Source organism: Micromonospora sp. NPDC050495, from assembly GCF_040655175.1.
Classification (GTDB): domain Bacteria; phylum Actinomycetota; class Actinomycetes; order Mycobacteriales; family Micromonosporaceae; genus Micromonospora.
On sequence record NZ_JBFAJK010000003.1, the window covers coordinates 259,892 to 273,351 of the forward strand.

At 67.8% G+C, this 13,460-nt stretch carries 22 protein-coding genes; all 22 read right to left on the reverse strand.

Translation table 11 applies throughout. The features are described 5' to 3' along the window. Positions 1 to 13: 13 nt before the first annotated feature. Positions 14 to 403 carry a 50S ribosomal protein L18 gene (rplR, locus tag AB0I11_RS06380; protein WP_357314293.1) on the reverse strand — a complete coding sequence of 130 codons (390 nt, stop codon included), beginning with the start codon at positions 401 to 403 and terminating at the stop codon, positions 14 to 16. Then, complete coding sequence (gene rplF, locus AB0I11_RS06385) at positions 400 to 942, reverse strand: 50S ribosomal protein L6 (protein WP_357314295.1); 543 nt, start codon at positions 940 to 942, stop codon at positions 400 to 402. The genes rplR and rplF overlap by 4 nt, the downstream gene beginning before the upstream one ends. Before the next feature lie 16 nt (positions 943 to 958). Then, positions 959 to 1,366, reverse strand: a complete 408-nt coding sequence (gene rpsH / locus AB0I11_RS06390; protein ID WP_067301438.1) for a 30S ribosomal protein S8 — start codon at positions 1,364 to 1,366, stop codon at positions 959 to 961. A gap of 96 nt (positions 1,367 to 1,462) precedes the next feature. Next, the gene (locus tag AB0I11_RS06395; protein WP_007073023.1) at positions 1,463 to 1,648 is read right to left on the reverse strand and encodes a type Z 30S ribosomal protein S14; all 186 of its coding nucleotides are present in this window, start codon (positions 1,646 to 1,648) and stop codon (positions 1,463 to 1,465) included. Position 1,649: 1 nt separating this feature from the next. After that, positions 1,650 to 2,219 (reverse strand): 50S ribosomal protein L5, encoded by a 570-nt coding sequence (rplE, locus tag AB0I11_RS06400; RefSeq protein WP_357314297.1) that lies wholly within the window; start codon positions 2,217 to 2,219, stop codon positions 1,650 to 1,652. Next, on the reverse strand, positions 2,219 to 2,539 hold the full coding sequence (rplX, locus tag AB0I11_RS06405) for a 50S ribosomal protein L24 (RefSeq protein WP_357314299.1): 321 nt from the start codon (positions 2,537 to 2,539) through the stop codon (positions 2,219 to 2,221). The genes rplE and rplX overlap by 1 nt, the downstream gene beginning before the upstream one ends. Then, on the reverse strand, positions 2,536 to 2,904 hold the full coding sequence (rplN, locus tag AB0I11_RS06410; RefSeq protein ID WP_007465279.1) for a 50S ribosomal protein L14: 369 nt from the start codon (positions 2,902 to 2,904) through the stop codon (positions 2,536 to 2,538). The genes rplX and rplN overlap by 4 nt, the downstream gene beginning before the upstream one ends. A 98-nt stretch (positions 2,905 to 3,002) precedes the next feature. Next, positions 3,003 to 3,284, reverse strand: coding sequence for a 30S ribosomal protein S17 (gene rpsQ, locus AB0I11_RS06415; protein ID WP_357314303.1), 282 nt, complete (start codon positions 3,282 to 3,284; stop codon positions 3,003 to 3,005). Beyond that, positions 3,281 to 3,517 (reverse strand): 50S ribosomal protein L29, encoded by a 237-nt coding sequence (gene rpmC, locus AB0I11_RS06420; RefSeq protein WP_007073028.1) that lies wholly within the window; start codon positions 3,515 to 3,517, stop codon positions 3,281 to 3,283. Before rpmC ends, rpsQ begins: the two co-directional genes overlap by 4 nt. Continuing rightward, entirely contained in the window at positions 3,517 to 3,942 is a 426-nt protein-coding gene (rplP, locus tag AB0I11_RS06425) for a 50S ribosomal protein L16 (protein WP_007465292.1), read from the reverse strand. The genes rpmC and rplP overlap by 1 nt, the downstream gene beginning before the upstream one ends. A 3-nt stretch (positions 3,943 to 3,945) precedes the next feature. Next, positions 3,946 to 4,833 carry a 30S ribosomal protein S3 gene (gene rpsC / locus AB0I11_RS06430; protein WP_357314307.1) on the reverse strand — a complete coding sequence of 296 codons (888 nt, stop codon included), beginning with the start codon at positions 4,831 to 4,833 and terminating at the stop codon, positions 3,946 to 3,948. After that, on the reverse strand, positions 4,833 to 5,306 hold the full coding sequence (rplV, locus tag AB0I11_RS06435; protein WP_357314309.1) for a 50S ribosomal protein L22: 474 nt from the start codon (positions 5,304 to 5,306) through the stop codon (positions 4,833 to 4,835). Before rplV ends, rpsC begins: the two co-directional genes overlap by 1 nt. Before the next feature lie 40 nt (positions 5,307 to 5,346). Continuing rightward, the gene (rpsS, locus tag AB0I11_RS06440) at positions 5,347 to 5,628 is read right to left on the reverse strand and encodes a 30S ribosomal protein S19 (protein WP_007073032.1); all 282 of its coding nucleotides are present in this window, start codon (positions 5,626 to 5,628) and stop codon (positions 5,347 to 5,349) included. A gap of 12 nt (positions 5,629 to 5,640) precedes the next feature. Next, positions 5,641 to 6,480: a 50S ribosomal protein L2 gene (rplB, locus tag AB0I11_RS06445; RefSeq protein ID WP_046567215.1), complete on the reverse strand. Its 840-nt coding sequence runs from the start codon at positions 6,478 to 6,480 to the stop codon at positions 5,641 to 5,643. Between the two features lie 12 nt (positions 6,481 to 6,492). Continuing rightward, a complete protein-coding gene (rplW, locus tag AB0I11_RS06450) occupies positions 6,493 to 6,795 on the reverse strand; it encodes a 50S ribosomal protein L23 (RefSeq protein ID WP_357314312.1) in 303 nt (100 codons plus the stop codon). Next, positions 6,792 to 7,442 carry a 50S ribosomal protein L4 gene (gene rplD / locus AB0I11_RS06455; RefSeq protein ID WP_357314314.1) on the reverse strand — a complete coding sequence of 217 codons (651 nt, stop codon included), beginning with the start codon at positions 7,440 to 7,442 and terminating at the stop codon, positions 6,792 to 6,794. The genes rplW and rplD overlap by 4 nt, the downstream gene beginning before the upstream one ends. Continuing rightward, positions 7,439 to 8,104: a 50S ribosomal protein L3 gene (gene rplC / locus AB0I11_RS06460; protein ID WP_357314316.1), complete on the reverse strand. Its 666-nt coding sequence runs from the start codon at positions 8,102 to 8,104 to the stop codon at positions 7,439 to 7,441. Before rplC ends, rplD begins: the two co-directional genes overlap by 4 nt. Positions 8,105 to 8,115: 11 nt before the next feature. After that, positions 8,116 to 8,424: a 30S ribosomal protein S10 gene (gene rpsJ / locus AB0I11_RS06465; RefSeq protein WP_007073037.1), complete on the reverse strand. Its 309-nt coding sequence runs from the start codon at positions 8,422 to 8,424 to the stop codon at positions 8,116 to 8,118. Between the two features lie 357 nt (positions 8,425 to 8,781). Next, positions 8,782 to 9,975, reverse strand: a complete 1,194-nt coding sequence (tuf, locus tag AB0I11_RS06470; RefSeq protein ID WP_357314318.1) for an elongation factor Tu — start codon at positions 9,973 to 9,975, stop codon at positions 8,782 to 8,784. Between the two features lie 211 nt (positions 9,976 to 10,186). Then, positions 10,187 to 12,283: an elongation factor G gene (gene fusA, locus AB0I11_RS06475; RefSeq protein ID WP_357314320.1), complete on the reverse strand. Its 2,097-nt coding sequence runs from the start codon at positions 12,281 to 12,283 to the stop codon at positions 10,187 to 10,189. A gap of 76 nt (positions 12,284 to 12,359) precedes the next feature. After that, positions 12,360 to 12,830 (reverse strand): 30S ribosomal protein S7, encoded by a 471-nt coding sequence (gene rpsG / locus AB0I11_RS06480; RefSeq protein WP_357314322.1) that lies wholly within the window; start codon positions 12,828 to 12,830, stop codon positions 12,360 to 12,362. A gap of 1 nt (position 12,831) precedes the next feature. Beyond that, positions 12,832 to 13,206: a 30S ribosomal protein S12 gene (gene rpsL / locus AB0I11_RS06485; RefSeq protein ID WP_007465318.1), complete on the reverse strand. Its 375-nt coding sequence runs from the start codon at positions 13,204 to 13,206 to the stop codon at positions 12,832 to 12,834. Between the last annotated feature and the right edge of the window lie 254 nt (positions 13,207 to 13,460).

Consider the following 13,460-nt stretch of genomic DNA (forward strand, 5'->3'; position numbering starts at 1 on the left):
CGTGACGGGGTTTCTAGAACTCGAGCCCGGCTTCGCGGGCGGCGTCGGCAAGCGAGGCGACCCGCCCCGCGTACCGGTTGCCACCGCGGTCGAAGACGACCTTCGAGACGCCGGCGGCCTTGGCTCGCTCGGCGAGCAGGGCGCCGACCTTGCCGGCCAGGGCGCTCTTGTCGCCCTCGGAGCCGCGCAGCGAGGCGTCCATGGTCGAGGCCGACGCCAGGGTGTGACCCTTGGTGTCGTCCACGATCTGGGCGACGATGTGCCGCAGGGACCGGGTGACGACCAGGCGGGGACGCTCGGTGGTACCGCTGATGTTCTTGCGGACCCGGAAGTGCCGGCGCGCACGCCCGACGGCGCGCTTGGCGGCGACGCCGCGGCGGCGCTTGAGCAGCGTGGCGCTCACTTCTTACCTGCCTTTCCAGCCTTACGGCGGATGACCTCGCCCTGGTACTTGACGCCCTTGCCCTTGTAGGGCTCCGGCGGGCGGATCTTCCGGATGTTGGCGGCGACCTCGCCGACCTGCTGCTTGTCGATGCCGGCCACGTGGAACAGGGTCGGCCTCTCCACCGTGAAGGTGATGCCGTCCGGGGCGGGCACGAGCACCGGGTGCGAGAACCCGAGCGCGAACTCGAGGTCCTTGCCCTTGGCGGTCACCCGGTAACCGGTGCCGGCGATCTCCAGGCTCTTGCGGTAGCCCTCGGTGACCCCGACGATCATGTTGGCCACCAGCGTCCGGCTCAGGCCGTGCAGCTCCTTGGCCTTGCGCTCGTCGTTGGGCCGGTTGACGTGCAGCGCACCGTCCTCGCCCCGCTCCGCCTTGATCGGCTCGGCCAGTACGTGGCTCAGCTCGCCCTTCGGGCCCTTGACCTTGACGGTCTGGCCGTCGATCGTGATCTCGACGCCGGCGGGCACCGGGATCGACTTACGTCCAATTCGCGACATTTCTACCGTTCTCCCGTTACCAGACGAAGGCGAGGACTTCCCCGCCAACGCTCCGCTTGCGGGCCTGCCGGTCGGTGAGCAGCCCCTGGGACGTCGAAATGATCGCCACGCCCAGCCCGCCGAGCACCCGCGGGAGCCCGTCCGACTTGGCGTAAACCCGCAGACCGGGCTTGGACACGCGCTTGATGCCGGCCAGGCTCCGCTCCCGGTTCTGGCCGTACTTCAGCTCGACGACCAGTCGCTTGCCGACGGCGCCCTCCTCGGGCTCCTCGACCAACCAGGTGGCGATGTAACCCTCGGCCTTGAGGACCTCGGCGATGTTCGCCTTGATCTTCGAGTAGGGCATCGTCACCCGGTCGTGGTACGCCTGGTTGGCGTTGCGCAGACGCGTGAGCATGTCTGCGATCGGGTCGGTCATCGTCATGAAACTCGTCAACCTTTCTCGCCGGGGTTCCCCGGGCCAGGCCCGGGGCCTACGGCGAAGAGACAGTTCAGCTGACGCGCGGAGCGCGCCGGGCTATTACCAGGAAGCCTTGGACACGCCGGGCAGCTCACCGCGGTGGGCCATCTCCCGGATGCACACCCGGCAGAGACCGAACTTGCGGTAGACCGCCTTCGGACGCCCGCACCGCTGGCAGCGGGTGTACGCGCGAACCGAGAACTTCGGCTTCGCGGCCGCCTTGAGGATCAGCGCCTTCTTGGCCATCTCAGTTCTCCTTGAACGGGAAGCCCAGGAGCTTGAGCAGCGCCCGGCCCTCGTCGTCGGTCGTGGCGGTCGTGACCACCGTGATGTCCATGCCCCGCTGGCGATCGATCTTGTCCTGGTCGATCTCGTGGAACACCGACTGCTCGGTCAGACCGAACGTGTAGTTGCCGTGCCCGTCGAGCTTGCGCCCGTCCAGGCCGCGGAAGTCGCGGATACGCGGCAGCGCGATGGACAGCAGCCGGTCCAGGAACTCCCACATCCGGTCGCCGCGCAGGGTGACCTTCGCGCCGATCGGCATGCCCTCGCGCAGCTTGAACTGCGCGATCGACTTGGTCGCCCGCCGCACCTGCGGCTTCTGGCCGGTGATGGTGGCCAGGTCGCGGACGGCGCCGTCGATGAGCTTGGCGTCCCGAGCGGCCTCGCCGACACCCATGTTGACGACGATCTTGACCAGCCGCGGCACCTGCATGGCGTTGCCGTACTGGTACTGCTCGCGCAGCTGGGCCACGATCTCGTTGCGGTACCGCTCCTTGAGGCGCGGCATGGTCTTGGTTTCGGTAGCCGTGGTCATCACAGGTCCTTACCGGTGCTACGCGCGATGCGGACCTTCTGGCCGTTGTCGTCGATCCGGTAACCGACACGGGTCGGCTTGCCGTCGGAGTCCACGACCATCACGTTCGAGACGTGGATCGGGGCCTCCTGGGTGACGATGCCACCGGTCTTGGCGCCACGCTGGGTGGTGCTGATGCGGGTGTGCTTCTTGACCCGGTTCACGCCCTCGACCAGGATCTTGTCCTGCCGCGGGTAGGCCGCGATGACCTTGCCCTTGGCACCCTTGTCCTTGCCGGCGATGACGACGACCGTGTCGCCCTTCTTGACCTTCACGGTCACAACACCTCCGGCGCGAGAGAGATGATCTTCATGAACCGCTTGTCCCGCAGCTCACGACCCACCGGGCCGAAGATGCGGGTACCGCGCGGGTCCCCGCCGTCCTTGATGATGACGGCGGCGTTCTCGTCGAAGCGGATGTACGACCCGTCCGGCCGCCGCCTCTCCTTGGCGGTGCGAACGACGACCGCCTTGACGACGTCGCCCTTCTTCACACCGGCACCGGGGATCGCGTCCTTGACCGTGGCCACGATGACGTCGCCGATGCTCGCGTAGCGCCGACCGGAGCCACCGAGAACGCGGATGCACAGGATCTCCCGGGCACCCGTGTTGTCGGCGACGCGCAGTCGCGACTCCTGCTGAATCACGTCTATCTCCTATGTCTGCCGGTTCTCCGGCCGCCCGGGGGCGGCCGGAGCCTGGCGGAACCTGCGCCCGACCGATCCCGGCCGAGCTCGAGCCTTCGCTACTTGGCCTTCTCGAGGATCTCCACGAGCCGCCACCGCTTGGTGGCGGAGAGCGGCCGGGTCTCCATGATCAGGACCCGGTCGCCGATGCCGGCCGAGTTCTGCTCGTCGTGCACCTTCAGCTTGCGGGTCCGGCGCATGATCTTGCCGTACAGCGCGTGCTTGACCCGGTCCTCGACCTCGACCACGACGGTCTTGTCCATCTTGTCGCTGACCACGAGGCCCTCACGCACCTTGCGGCGGGCCCGCGCGGCGGCGGTAGTGGTGGTGTTCTCACTCATGATGCAGTCACCTCAGTCGGCGCGGCCGAGAGACCCAGCTCACGCTCACGCATGATCGTGTAGATCCGGGCGATCTCCCGACGGATGACCTGCAGCCGCCGGTTGTTGTCCAGCTGCCCGGTTGCGGCCTGCACGCGGAGGTTGAACAGCTCCGCCTTCGCCTCGCGCAGCTTCGTGACCAGCTCCTCCTCGGAGAGCTCACGCAGCTCGGAGGCCTTGACGCCCGCTGCCATCAGGATTCACCCACTTCGCGCGTAACAATGCGGCACTTCATCGGGAGCTTGTGGATCGCGCGACGCATCGCCTCTCGCGCGATCTGCTCGTTGGGGAAGGACATCTCGAAGAGGACCCGCCCCGGCTTGACGTTGGCGACCCACCACTCGGGCGAACCCTTACCGGAACCCATCCGGGTTTCCGCCGGCTTCTTGGTGAGGGCCTGGTCCGGGAAGATCGTGATCCAGACCTTGCCACCACGCTTGATGTGCCGGGTCATCGCGATACGCGCCGACTCGATCTGTCGGTTGGTCACGTACGCCGGCTCGAGAGCCTGGATCCCGAACTCGCCGAACACCACCCGGTTACCACCCTTGGACGCGCCACTGCGGTCCGGGTGGTGCGGCTTGCGGAAGCCCTTCGGGGGCTTGCGCGGCATCAGCATCTGTCAGCCCTCCTGCTGCGTTTCTGCCGGCTGGGTAGCCGCCGGAGCCGAGGCTGCCGCGGCGACCGCAGCGCCGTCGACCGGCTCACCGGCCGGCGTCTCCGCCTGCTGCGCGATGGTGGTCGCGGCAGCGCGGCCGGCCTCGGTGCCACCAGCGGTCGTACCGGACGAGCCCGACCGGCCACGGCGCGGCCGCTCCGGCCGGTCACCGCGGTCGCGGCGCGGGCCGCGCGACGGGGCGGCTTCGGCCTGGGCATCACGGCCCGGGACGGCGTCGCCCTTGTAGATCCAGACCTTCACGCCGATCCGGCCGAAGGTGGTACGGGCCTCGAAGAAGCCGTACTCGATGTTGGCCCGCAGCGTGTGCAGCGGAACTCGGCCCTCGCGGTAGAACTCGGTCCGGCTCATCTCGGCGCCGCCGAGGCGACCCGAGACCTGGACCCGGATGCCCTTGCAGACCGGGTTCTTCATCGCGGACTGCATCGCCTTGCGCATGGCCCGACGGAAGCTGACCCGGCTGGACAGCTGCTCGGCGACGCCCTGGGCGACCAGCTGCGCGTCCGACTCGGGGCTCTTCACCTCGATGATGTTCAGCTGGACCTGCTTGCCGGTGAGCTTCTCCAGCTCGCCCCGGATCCGGTCGGCCTCCGCACCCTTCCGGCCGATGACGATGCCCGGCCGGGCGGTGTGGATGTCGACCCGGACCCGGTCCCGGGTGCGCTCGATGTCGACCTTGGAAATGCCCGCGCGCTCCAGGCCCTTGGACATCATCCGGCGGATCTTGACGTCCTCGCCGATGTAGTCCTTGTAGAGCTTGTCCGCGAACCAGCGGGACTTCCAGTCGGTCGAGATGCCGAGCCGGAACCCAGTGGGGTGAACCTTCTGACCCATTACTCGGCACCCTCCGTCGTGCTCTGCCCCTCAGCCGTCCCGGCCTGGTTGGCCGACTCGGCCTTCTTCGCCGGCGCGGCCTTCTTGGCCGACTTCTTCGGCGCGGCCGGCGCCACCGCCTCGACCGCCACGGTGATGTGGCAGGTCCGCTTGCGGATCCGGTACGCCCGGCCCTGCGCCCGCGGCCGGAACCGCTTCATCGTCGGGCCCTCGTCGACGAACGCCTCGCTGACGAGCAGCGCGTCGGGGTCCAGCCGCTCGTTGTTCTCCGCGTTGGCGATCGCGCTCGCGAGCACCTTGTACACCTGCTCGCTCGCAGCCTGCGGCGCGAACTGCAGCACCGTGAGCGCCTCCTTCGCGGGCAGGCCGCGGACGAGGTTGACCACCCGGCGCGCCTTCATCGGCGAGATGCGCACGTGCCGCGCAACCGCCCGCGCGCCCGGAAGCACCGGAGCGTCGCCCTTTCCTGGCATCGCTGTAACCCCTTGTTCCTCTATCCGTATGCCCGCGGCGTCAGCGCCGGCGGCTCTTCCGGTCGTCCTTCTCGTGACCCTTGAACGTGCGGGTCAGCGCGAACTCGCCGAGCTTGTGCCCGACCATGGCCTCGGTCACGAACACCGGGACGTGCTTGCGTCCGTCGTGCACGGCGATCGTGTGCCCCAACATCTCGGGGATGATCGTCGAGCGCCGCGACCAGGTCTTGATGACGTTCTTCGAACCCTTGTCGTTCTGCGTCTCCACCTTCTTGAGCAGGTGGTCGTCGACGAACGGGCCCTTCTTCAGGCTGCGAGGCATGCTCTATCTCCCTCAGCCGCGCTTACGCGTGGCGTAGCGGCGGCGGACGATCAGCCGGTCGCTCGGCTGGCCCTTACGACGGGTGCGGCCCTCGGGCTTACCCTGCGGGTTCACCGGGTGGCGACCACCGGAGGTCTTACCCTCACCACCACCGTGCGGGTGGTCGACCGGGTTCATGGCGACACCACGGACGGTCGGGCGCTTGCCCTTCCACCGCATCCGGCCGGCCTTACCCCAGTTGATGTTCGACTGGTCGGCGTTGCCGATCTCGCCGATGCTGGCGCGGCAGCGCACGTCCACGCGCCGGATCTCACCGGACGGCATGCGCAGGGTCGCGTACGCGCCCTCGCGGCCGAGCAGCTGGATGCCGACGCCGGCCGAGCGGGCCAGCTTGGCGCCGCCGCCCGGACGCAGCTCCACGTTGTGGATGGTGGTACCCACCGGGATGTTGCGCAGCGGCAGGTTGTTGCCCGGCTTGATGTCGGCGCCCGGGCCCGACTCGACGGCGTCGCCCTGCTTCAGGTCCTTCGGCGCGATGATGTAGCGCTTCTCGCCGTCGGCGTAGTGCAGCAGCGCGATACGCGCGGTGCGGTTCGGGTCGTACTCGATGTGGGCGACCTTCGCCGGCACGCCGTCCTTGTCGACCCGCTTGAAGTCGATCAGACGGTACTGGCGCTTGTGGCCGCCACCGTGGTGCCGGGTGGTGATCCGGCCGTGGGCGTTGCGTCCGCCCTTCTTCGGCAGCGGAGCCAGCAGCGACTTCTCGGGCGTCGACCGGGTGATCTCAGCGAAGTCGGCGACGCTCGAGCCACGCCGGCCCGGCGTCGTCGGCTTGTACTTACGGATAGCCATTGTCTACACCCCTCAGCTGACCGGGCCGCCGAAGGCCTCGATACGGTCACCGTCAGCCAGCTTCACGATCGCCCGCTTGGTGGCCTTGCGCTGACCGAAGCCGGTCTTGGTGCGCTTGCGCTTGCCCTCGCGGTTGAGCGTGTTCACCGTCAGGACGCGGACGTTGAAGATCTGCTGGATAGCGATCTTGATCTGGGTCTTGTTCGCGTCCGGGTGCACCAGGAAGGTGTACCAGTTCCGGTTCAGCTCGCTGTAGCTCTTCTCCGAGACGACCGGCGCCACGATGATGTCGCGCGGATCGGCAATCGTGCTCACTTGCCACCCTCCTCGGTGGTCTCGGCGGGAACGCCCAGGAACTCGTCCAGGGCCTCCTTGGTGAAGACCACGTCGTCGGCCACCAGCACGTCGTACGTGTTGAGCTGGCCGGCCTCGATCAGGTGCACCCGCGGCTCGTTGCGCAGCGACACCCAGTTCAGCTCGTCGGTGCTGCTCAGCACGACCAGGACGCGCCGCGCCTCGGTCAGCTTCGCCAGCGTGGCCAGCGCGGCCTTGGTCGACGGCTTCTCGCCCGAGACGAACGCCTCGACGACGTGCACCTGGCCGGCGCGCGCCCGGTCGGAGAGGGCGCCACGCAGGGCGGCGGCCTTCATCTTCTTCGGGGTGCGCTGGCTGTAGTCGCGCGGCACCGGGCCGTGGACCACGCCACCGCCGGCGAACTGCGGCGCGCGGATCGAACCCTGGCGGGCCCGACCGGTGCCCTTCTGCTTGTACGGCTTCTTGCCTCCACCGGAGACCTCGCCGCGGGTCTTGACCTTGTGCGTGCCCTGCCGGGCCGCCGCGAGCTGAGCCACCACGACCTGGTGCATCAGCGCGATGTTGGCCTGGACGTCGAAGATGTCGGCCGGCAGCTCGACGGAGCCGCTCTTGGCGCCTTCGACGTTGCGGACGTCAACGGTGGTCACTTGGCCGCACCGCCCTTCTTCACCTTGGCCTTGGCCGCGGTACGGACCAGGACCAGCGCGCCCTTGGGGCCGGGGATGGCACCGCGGACGAGCAGGAGGTTGTTCTCGGTGTCGACCGCCTGGACCGTCAGGTTCTGGACGGTGTAGCGCACGCCACCCATCCGACCCGCCATCCGGGTGCCCTTGAAGACGCGACCCGGGGTCGCGCAGGCGCCGATGGAGCCCGGCGAACGGTGCTTGCGCTCCACACCGTGGCTGGCGCGCAGACCGTGGAAGCCGTGCCGCTTCATCGGGCCGGCGTAGCCCTTGCCCTTGGTCTTGCCGGTGACGTCGATGGTGACGCCGGCCGGGAACTCCTCGACCGTGACCTCCTGGCCCGGCGAGTAGTCCGCGGCGTCCGTGGTCCGCAGCTCGACGATGTGCCGGCGCGGCGCGACGTCCGCCTTCGCGTAGTGCCCGCTGATCGGCTTCTTGACCTTGCGCGGGTCGATCGTGCCGTACGCCAGCTGGACCGCGGAGTAACCGTCCTTCTCGGCGCTACGAACCTGGCTGATGACGCAGGGGCCGGCCTGAACCACGGTCACCGGGACAACCTTGTTGTTGTCCCAGACCTGGGTCATGCCGAGCTTTGCGCCCAGGATCCCCTTGACTTGCCTGTCCATTTGTCCGGTCCCTACAGCTTGATCTCGATGTCGACGCCAGCCGGCAGGTCGAGGCGCATGAGCGAGTCGACCGTCTTCGGGGTCGGGTCGATGATGTCGATCAGACGCTTGTGCGTACGCATCTCGAAGTGCTCGCGCGAGTCCTTGTACTTGTGCGGCGAGCGGATGACGCAGAAACGGTTGATCTCCGTGGGCAGCGGCACCGGGCCAGCGACCTGCGCCCCGGTACGCGTCACCGTCTCGACGATCTTCCGAGCCGAGGAGTCGACGACCTCGTGGTCATAGGCCTTGAGCCGGATGCGGATCTTCTGTCCCGCCATGGTGGCTTCTGTTCCTTCTCTCGATGCCGCTGTGTTGCGGGCACCTGTACCGGCTGGCACAGGCCCACTTCCGCCGACCCCCGCGGTCGGGCGTGTCGCGCCCGTGGGCCAGGCTCCGCCCCGGGACTCCGGAGCGATTCTCTGACCACGCGGTGGGTCATGGCGCCGGCCGCGATCACCGCGACCTGAACGCCGTGCGAGGGTGGTTGACCGCCCTTGGGCGATCAACCACCCGACGCGCGACTGTTTGTCGGCCCGGAGGTCCAGCTTGCACCGGACGCAGGCGACTAACCGTCGTTACGCAACCTGACTAGTATGCCGCACGACCGGCGGCGACGCTAATCGGGGTTACCCAGCTCACTTGATGATCTTGGTGACGCGACCCGCGCCGACCGTACGGCCACCCTCCCGGATCGCGAACTTGAGGTTCTCCTCCATCGCGATGGGCTGGATCAGCTTCACGGTCATCGTGGTGTTGTCGCCCGGCATGACCATCTCGGTGCCCTCGGGCAGCGTGACGACGCCGGTGACGTCCGTGGTCCGGAAGTAGAACTGCGGACGGTAGTTCTGGAAGAACGGGGTGTGCCGGCCGCCCTCCTCCTTGGAGAGGATGTAGACCGTCGCCTCGAACTCCGTGTGCGGGGTCGTGGTGCCCGGCTTGATGACGACCATGCCGCGCTCGACGTCCTCGCGCTTGATGCCGCGCAGCAGCAGACCGACGTTCTCACCCGCGCGGGCCTCGTCGAGCAGCTTGCGGAACATCTCGATGCCGGTGCAGACCGTCTTCTGCGACTTCTCGCGGATACCGACGATCTCCACCTCCTCGTTCGGCTTGAGGATGCCGCGCTCGGCGCGACCGGTGACCACGGTGCCGCGGCCGGTGATCGTGAAGACGTCCTCGATCGGCATGAGGAACGGCTTGTCGGTCTCGCGCTCCGGCTGCGGAATCGCGGTGTCGACAGCGTTCATCAGGTCCAGGAGCTTCGTGGTCCACTCCGGGTCGCCCTCGAGGGCCTTCAGCGCCGAGACCCGGACGACCGGCAGGTCGTCACCCGGGTACTCCTGCGAGGAGAGCAGCTCGCGGACCTCGAGCTCGACGAGCTCCAGGAGCTCCTCGTCGTCGACCATGTCGCTCTTGTTGAGCGCCACGACGATGTACGGCACACCAACCTGACGGGCCAGCAGCACGTGCTCGCGGGTCTGCGGCATCGGGCCGTCGGTCGCCGCCACCACCAGGATCGCGCCGTCCATCTGCGCGGCACCGGTGATCATGTTCTTGATGTAGTCGGCGTGACCGGGGCAGTCGACGTGCGCGTAGTGCCGCGCCTCGGTCTGGTACTCGACGTGCGCGATCGAGATCGTGATGCCGCGGGCCTTCTCCTCCGGCGCCTTGTCGATCTCGTCGAACGGCGTGTAGGGGTTCAGGTCCGGGTACTGGTCGTGCAGGACCTTGGTGATGGCCGCCGTCAGCGTCGTCTTACCGTGGTCGATGTGACCAATGGTGCCGATGTTGACGTGCGGCTTAGTCCGCTCGAACTTAGCCTTCGCCACTGGTGTCCTCCTGTGGACTTCTTGGTTCGTACGCCCGGCGCGCCGGTCGGCGCTTAGGACTCTGTCGACAGCCTTTCCGGCCTGACGGCCGGAGAGCCTTGGTGGGTTCTGCGGCGATGAAGCCTACAGGCCCGGTCTCACGCGATCCGATCGTGGTGGCCGCGGGCGGGCGAACCCCCCGCGACCAACCACGAATCACCTGCTCAGGGCGCTACTCGCCCGTTGCCTTGGCGATGATCTCCTTCGCGACGCTCTGCGGAACCTCGGCGTAGGAGTCGAACTGCATGCTGTAGCTAGCCCGGCCCTGGGTCTTCGACCGCAGGTCGCCGACGTAGCCGAACATCTCCGACAACGGCACCAGGGCCCGGACGATGCGGGCGCCGCTGCGCTCCTCCATCGCCTGGATGATGCCGCGGCGGGAGTTGAGGTCGCCGATGACGTCACCCATGTTCTCCTCAGGAGTGGTGACCTCAACGGCCATCATCGGCTCGAGCAGCGCGGGGTCGGCCTTGCGGGCCGCCTCCTTCATCGCCATCGAGCCGGCGATCTTGAACGCCATCTCGGACGAGTCGACCTCGTGGTACTGACCGTCCACCAGCGTCAGCTTGACACCCACCAGCGGGAAGCCGGCGAGAATGCCGTACTGCATGGCGTCCTGGGCGCCCGCGTCCACCGACGGGATGAACTCCCGGGGGATACGGCCACCGGTGACGGCGTTCGCGAACTCGTAGGTCGGCGAGTCGTTGTCCAGCGGCAGCGGCTCCAGGCTGATGATGACCCGGGCGTACTGGCCGGAACCACCGGTCTGCTTCTTGTGGGTGTACTCGACCTTGTCCACCTTGCGGCGGATGGTCTCGCGGTACGCCACCTGCGGCTTACCGATGTTCGCCTCGACGTTGAACTCGCGGCGCATCCGGTCGACCAGGATGTCCAGGTGCAGCTCGCCCATGCCGGAGATGACCGTCTGGCCGGTCTCCTCGTCCAGCTTGACGCGGAAGGTCGGGTCCTCCTCGGCCAGCCGCTGGATGGCGGTGCTGAGCTTCTCCTGGTCGGCCTTGGTCTTCGGCTCGATGGCCACCTCGATGACCGGCTCCGGGAAGGTCATCGACTCGAGGATGACCGGGTTCGCCGGGTCGCACAGGGTGTCACCGGTGGTGGTCTGCTTCAGACCCTGGACCGCGATGATGTCGCCAGCCTTGGCGGAGCTGCGCTCCTCCCGCTTGTTGGCGTGCATCTGGTAGATCTTGCCGATCCGCTCCTTGCGGTCCTTGGTGGAGTTGACCACCTGGGACCCGGACTCGACCACGCCGGAGTAGACCCGGACGTAGGTGAGCTTGCCGAGGTGCTTGTCGGTCTGGATCTTGAAGGCCAGGCCGGAGAAGGGCTCCGAGATGGACGGCTTCCGCTGCAGCGGGGTCTCGCCGTCGGTCGCGGTGCCCTCGATGGCCGGGATGTCCAGCGGCGACGGCAGGTAGGCGACCACCGCGTCGAGCATGGGCTGGATGCCCTTGTTCTTGAACGCGGTACCGCAGAGCACCGGGTTGGCCTTGCCACCGATGGTGGCGCGGCGGATCGCGGCCTGGATGTCCTCGACCGAGATGTCCTCGCCCTCGAGGTACTTCTCCATCACCGAGTCGTCGACGTCGGCCAGCGTCTCGAGCAGCTTCTCGCGCCACTCGTTGGCGATGTCGACCAGGTCGGCCGGCACCTCCTCGATCGCGTAGTCCTCACCCTTCTGGGTCTCCCCGCGCCAGGTGAGGGCGCGCATGCCGATCAGGTCGACGACGCCGATGAAGTCGGACTCGGCGCCGATCGGCACCTGAAGCACCAGCGGGGTGGCGTTGAGCCGGTCGATCATCATCTGCACGCAGCGGAAGAAGTCGGCGCCGGTCCGGTCGAGCTTGTTGACGAAGCACATCCGGGGGACGTGGTACTTGTCCGCCTGGCGCCAGACGTTCTCCGTCTGCGGCTCCACGCCGGCGACACCGTCGTAGACCGCGACCGCACCGTCCAGAACGCGCAGCGACCGCTCCACCTCGACCGTGAAGTCGACGTGGCCGGGCGTGTCGATGATCTGGATCGTGTGGCCCTTCCACTCGCACTTCGTGGCGGCGGAAGTGATGGTGATACCGCGCTCCTGCTCCTGCTCCATCCAGTCCATGACGGCAGCGCCCTCGTGGACCTCACCGATCTTGTACGTGATGCCGGTGTAGAACAGGATCCGCTCGGTGGTAGTGGTCTTACCGGCATCGATGTGCGCCATGATGCCGATGTTGCGTACGTTGGCGAGCGCGTCTGCGGCGGCCACTTCAATCCCTACTTATCGTCGTCTAGACACAACTGGTGGCGGTTCCGGCGCCTGGTGGGCGCCGGAACCTCAGGTGTTACCAGCGGTAGTGCGCGAAGGCCTTGTTGGACTCGGCCATCTTGTGGGTGTCCTCGCGCCGCTTCACGGCGGCACCGAGGCCGTTGCTCGCGTCCAGCAGCTCGTTCATCAGCCGCTCGACCATGGTCTTCTCGCGGCGGGCCTTGGAGTAGGTCACCAGCCAGCGCAGGCCGAGGGTGGTCGCGCGGGCCGGGCGGACCTCGACCGGCACCTGGTAGGTGGCGCCACCGACCCGGCGGCTGCGCACCTCGAGCGTCGGCTTCACGTTGTCCATCGCGCGCTTCAGCGTGACGACGGGATCGGTGCCGGACTTCTCGCGGCAGCCCTCCAGGGCGGCGTACACGATGCGCTCGGCGAGCTGGCGCTTGCCGCGCATGAGGATCTTGTTCACCAGCTGGGTGACCAGCGGCGAGTTGTACACCGGGTCAGCGACCAGCGGCCGCCGCGGAGCGGGTCCCTTACGCGGCATGTCAGCTCTTCTCCTTCTTCGCGCCGTAACGGCTGCGCGCCTGCTTGCGGTTGCGGACACCCTGGGTGTCCAGCGAGCCGCGAACGATCTTGTACCGCACGCCGGGGAGGTCCTTCACACGACCACCGCGAACGAGCACGATCGAGTGCTCCTGCAGGTTGTGGCCGACGCCCGGGATGTAGGCGGTCACCTCGATCTGGCTGCTGAGCTTGACACGAGCGACCTTGCGCAGCGCCGAGTTCGGCTTCTTCGGGGTGGTGGTGTACACGCGGGTGCACACGCCGCGACGCTGGGGGGACCCCTTGAGCGCCGGGGTCTTGGTCTTGGTCGTCTTGGCCTGGCGGCCCTTTCGGACCAGCTGCTGAATGGTGGGCACCGGGTTTCTCCGCTCCCTTCGGCCGCTGCGAAGCGACCGCGCCGTCTGCTCTAGCCGGCCTGATGGACGGCTCTCGTACATTCCAACCAGGGCCACCTCACGGGGGTCCCAGCACCCGCGGTCGGGCGTGTCGCCCGGATCACGGTTTCCGGTGCGTCGTTCGCACGCCGTACCGGGTGTTGCTCCACCGGCACAGGACTGCTCCGACGCCGGATCTTTGGGGCTGTGTCGTGCGGCGGCGCGATCACCGGCTG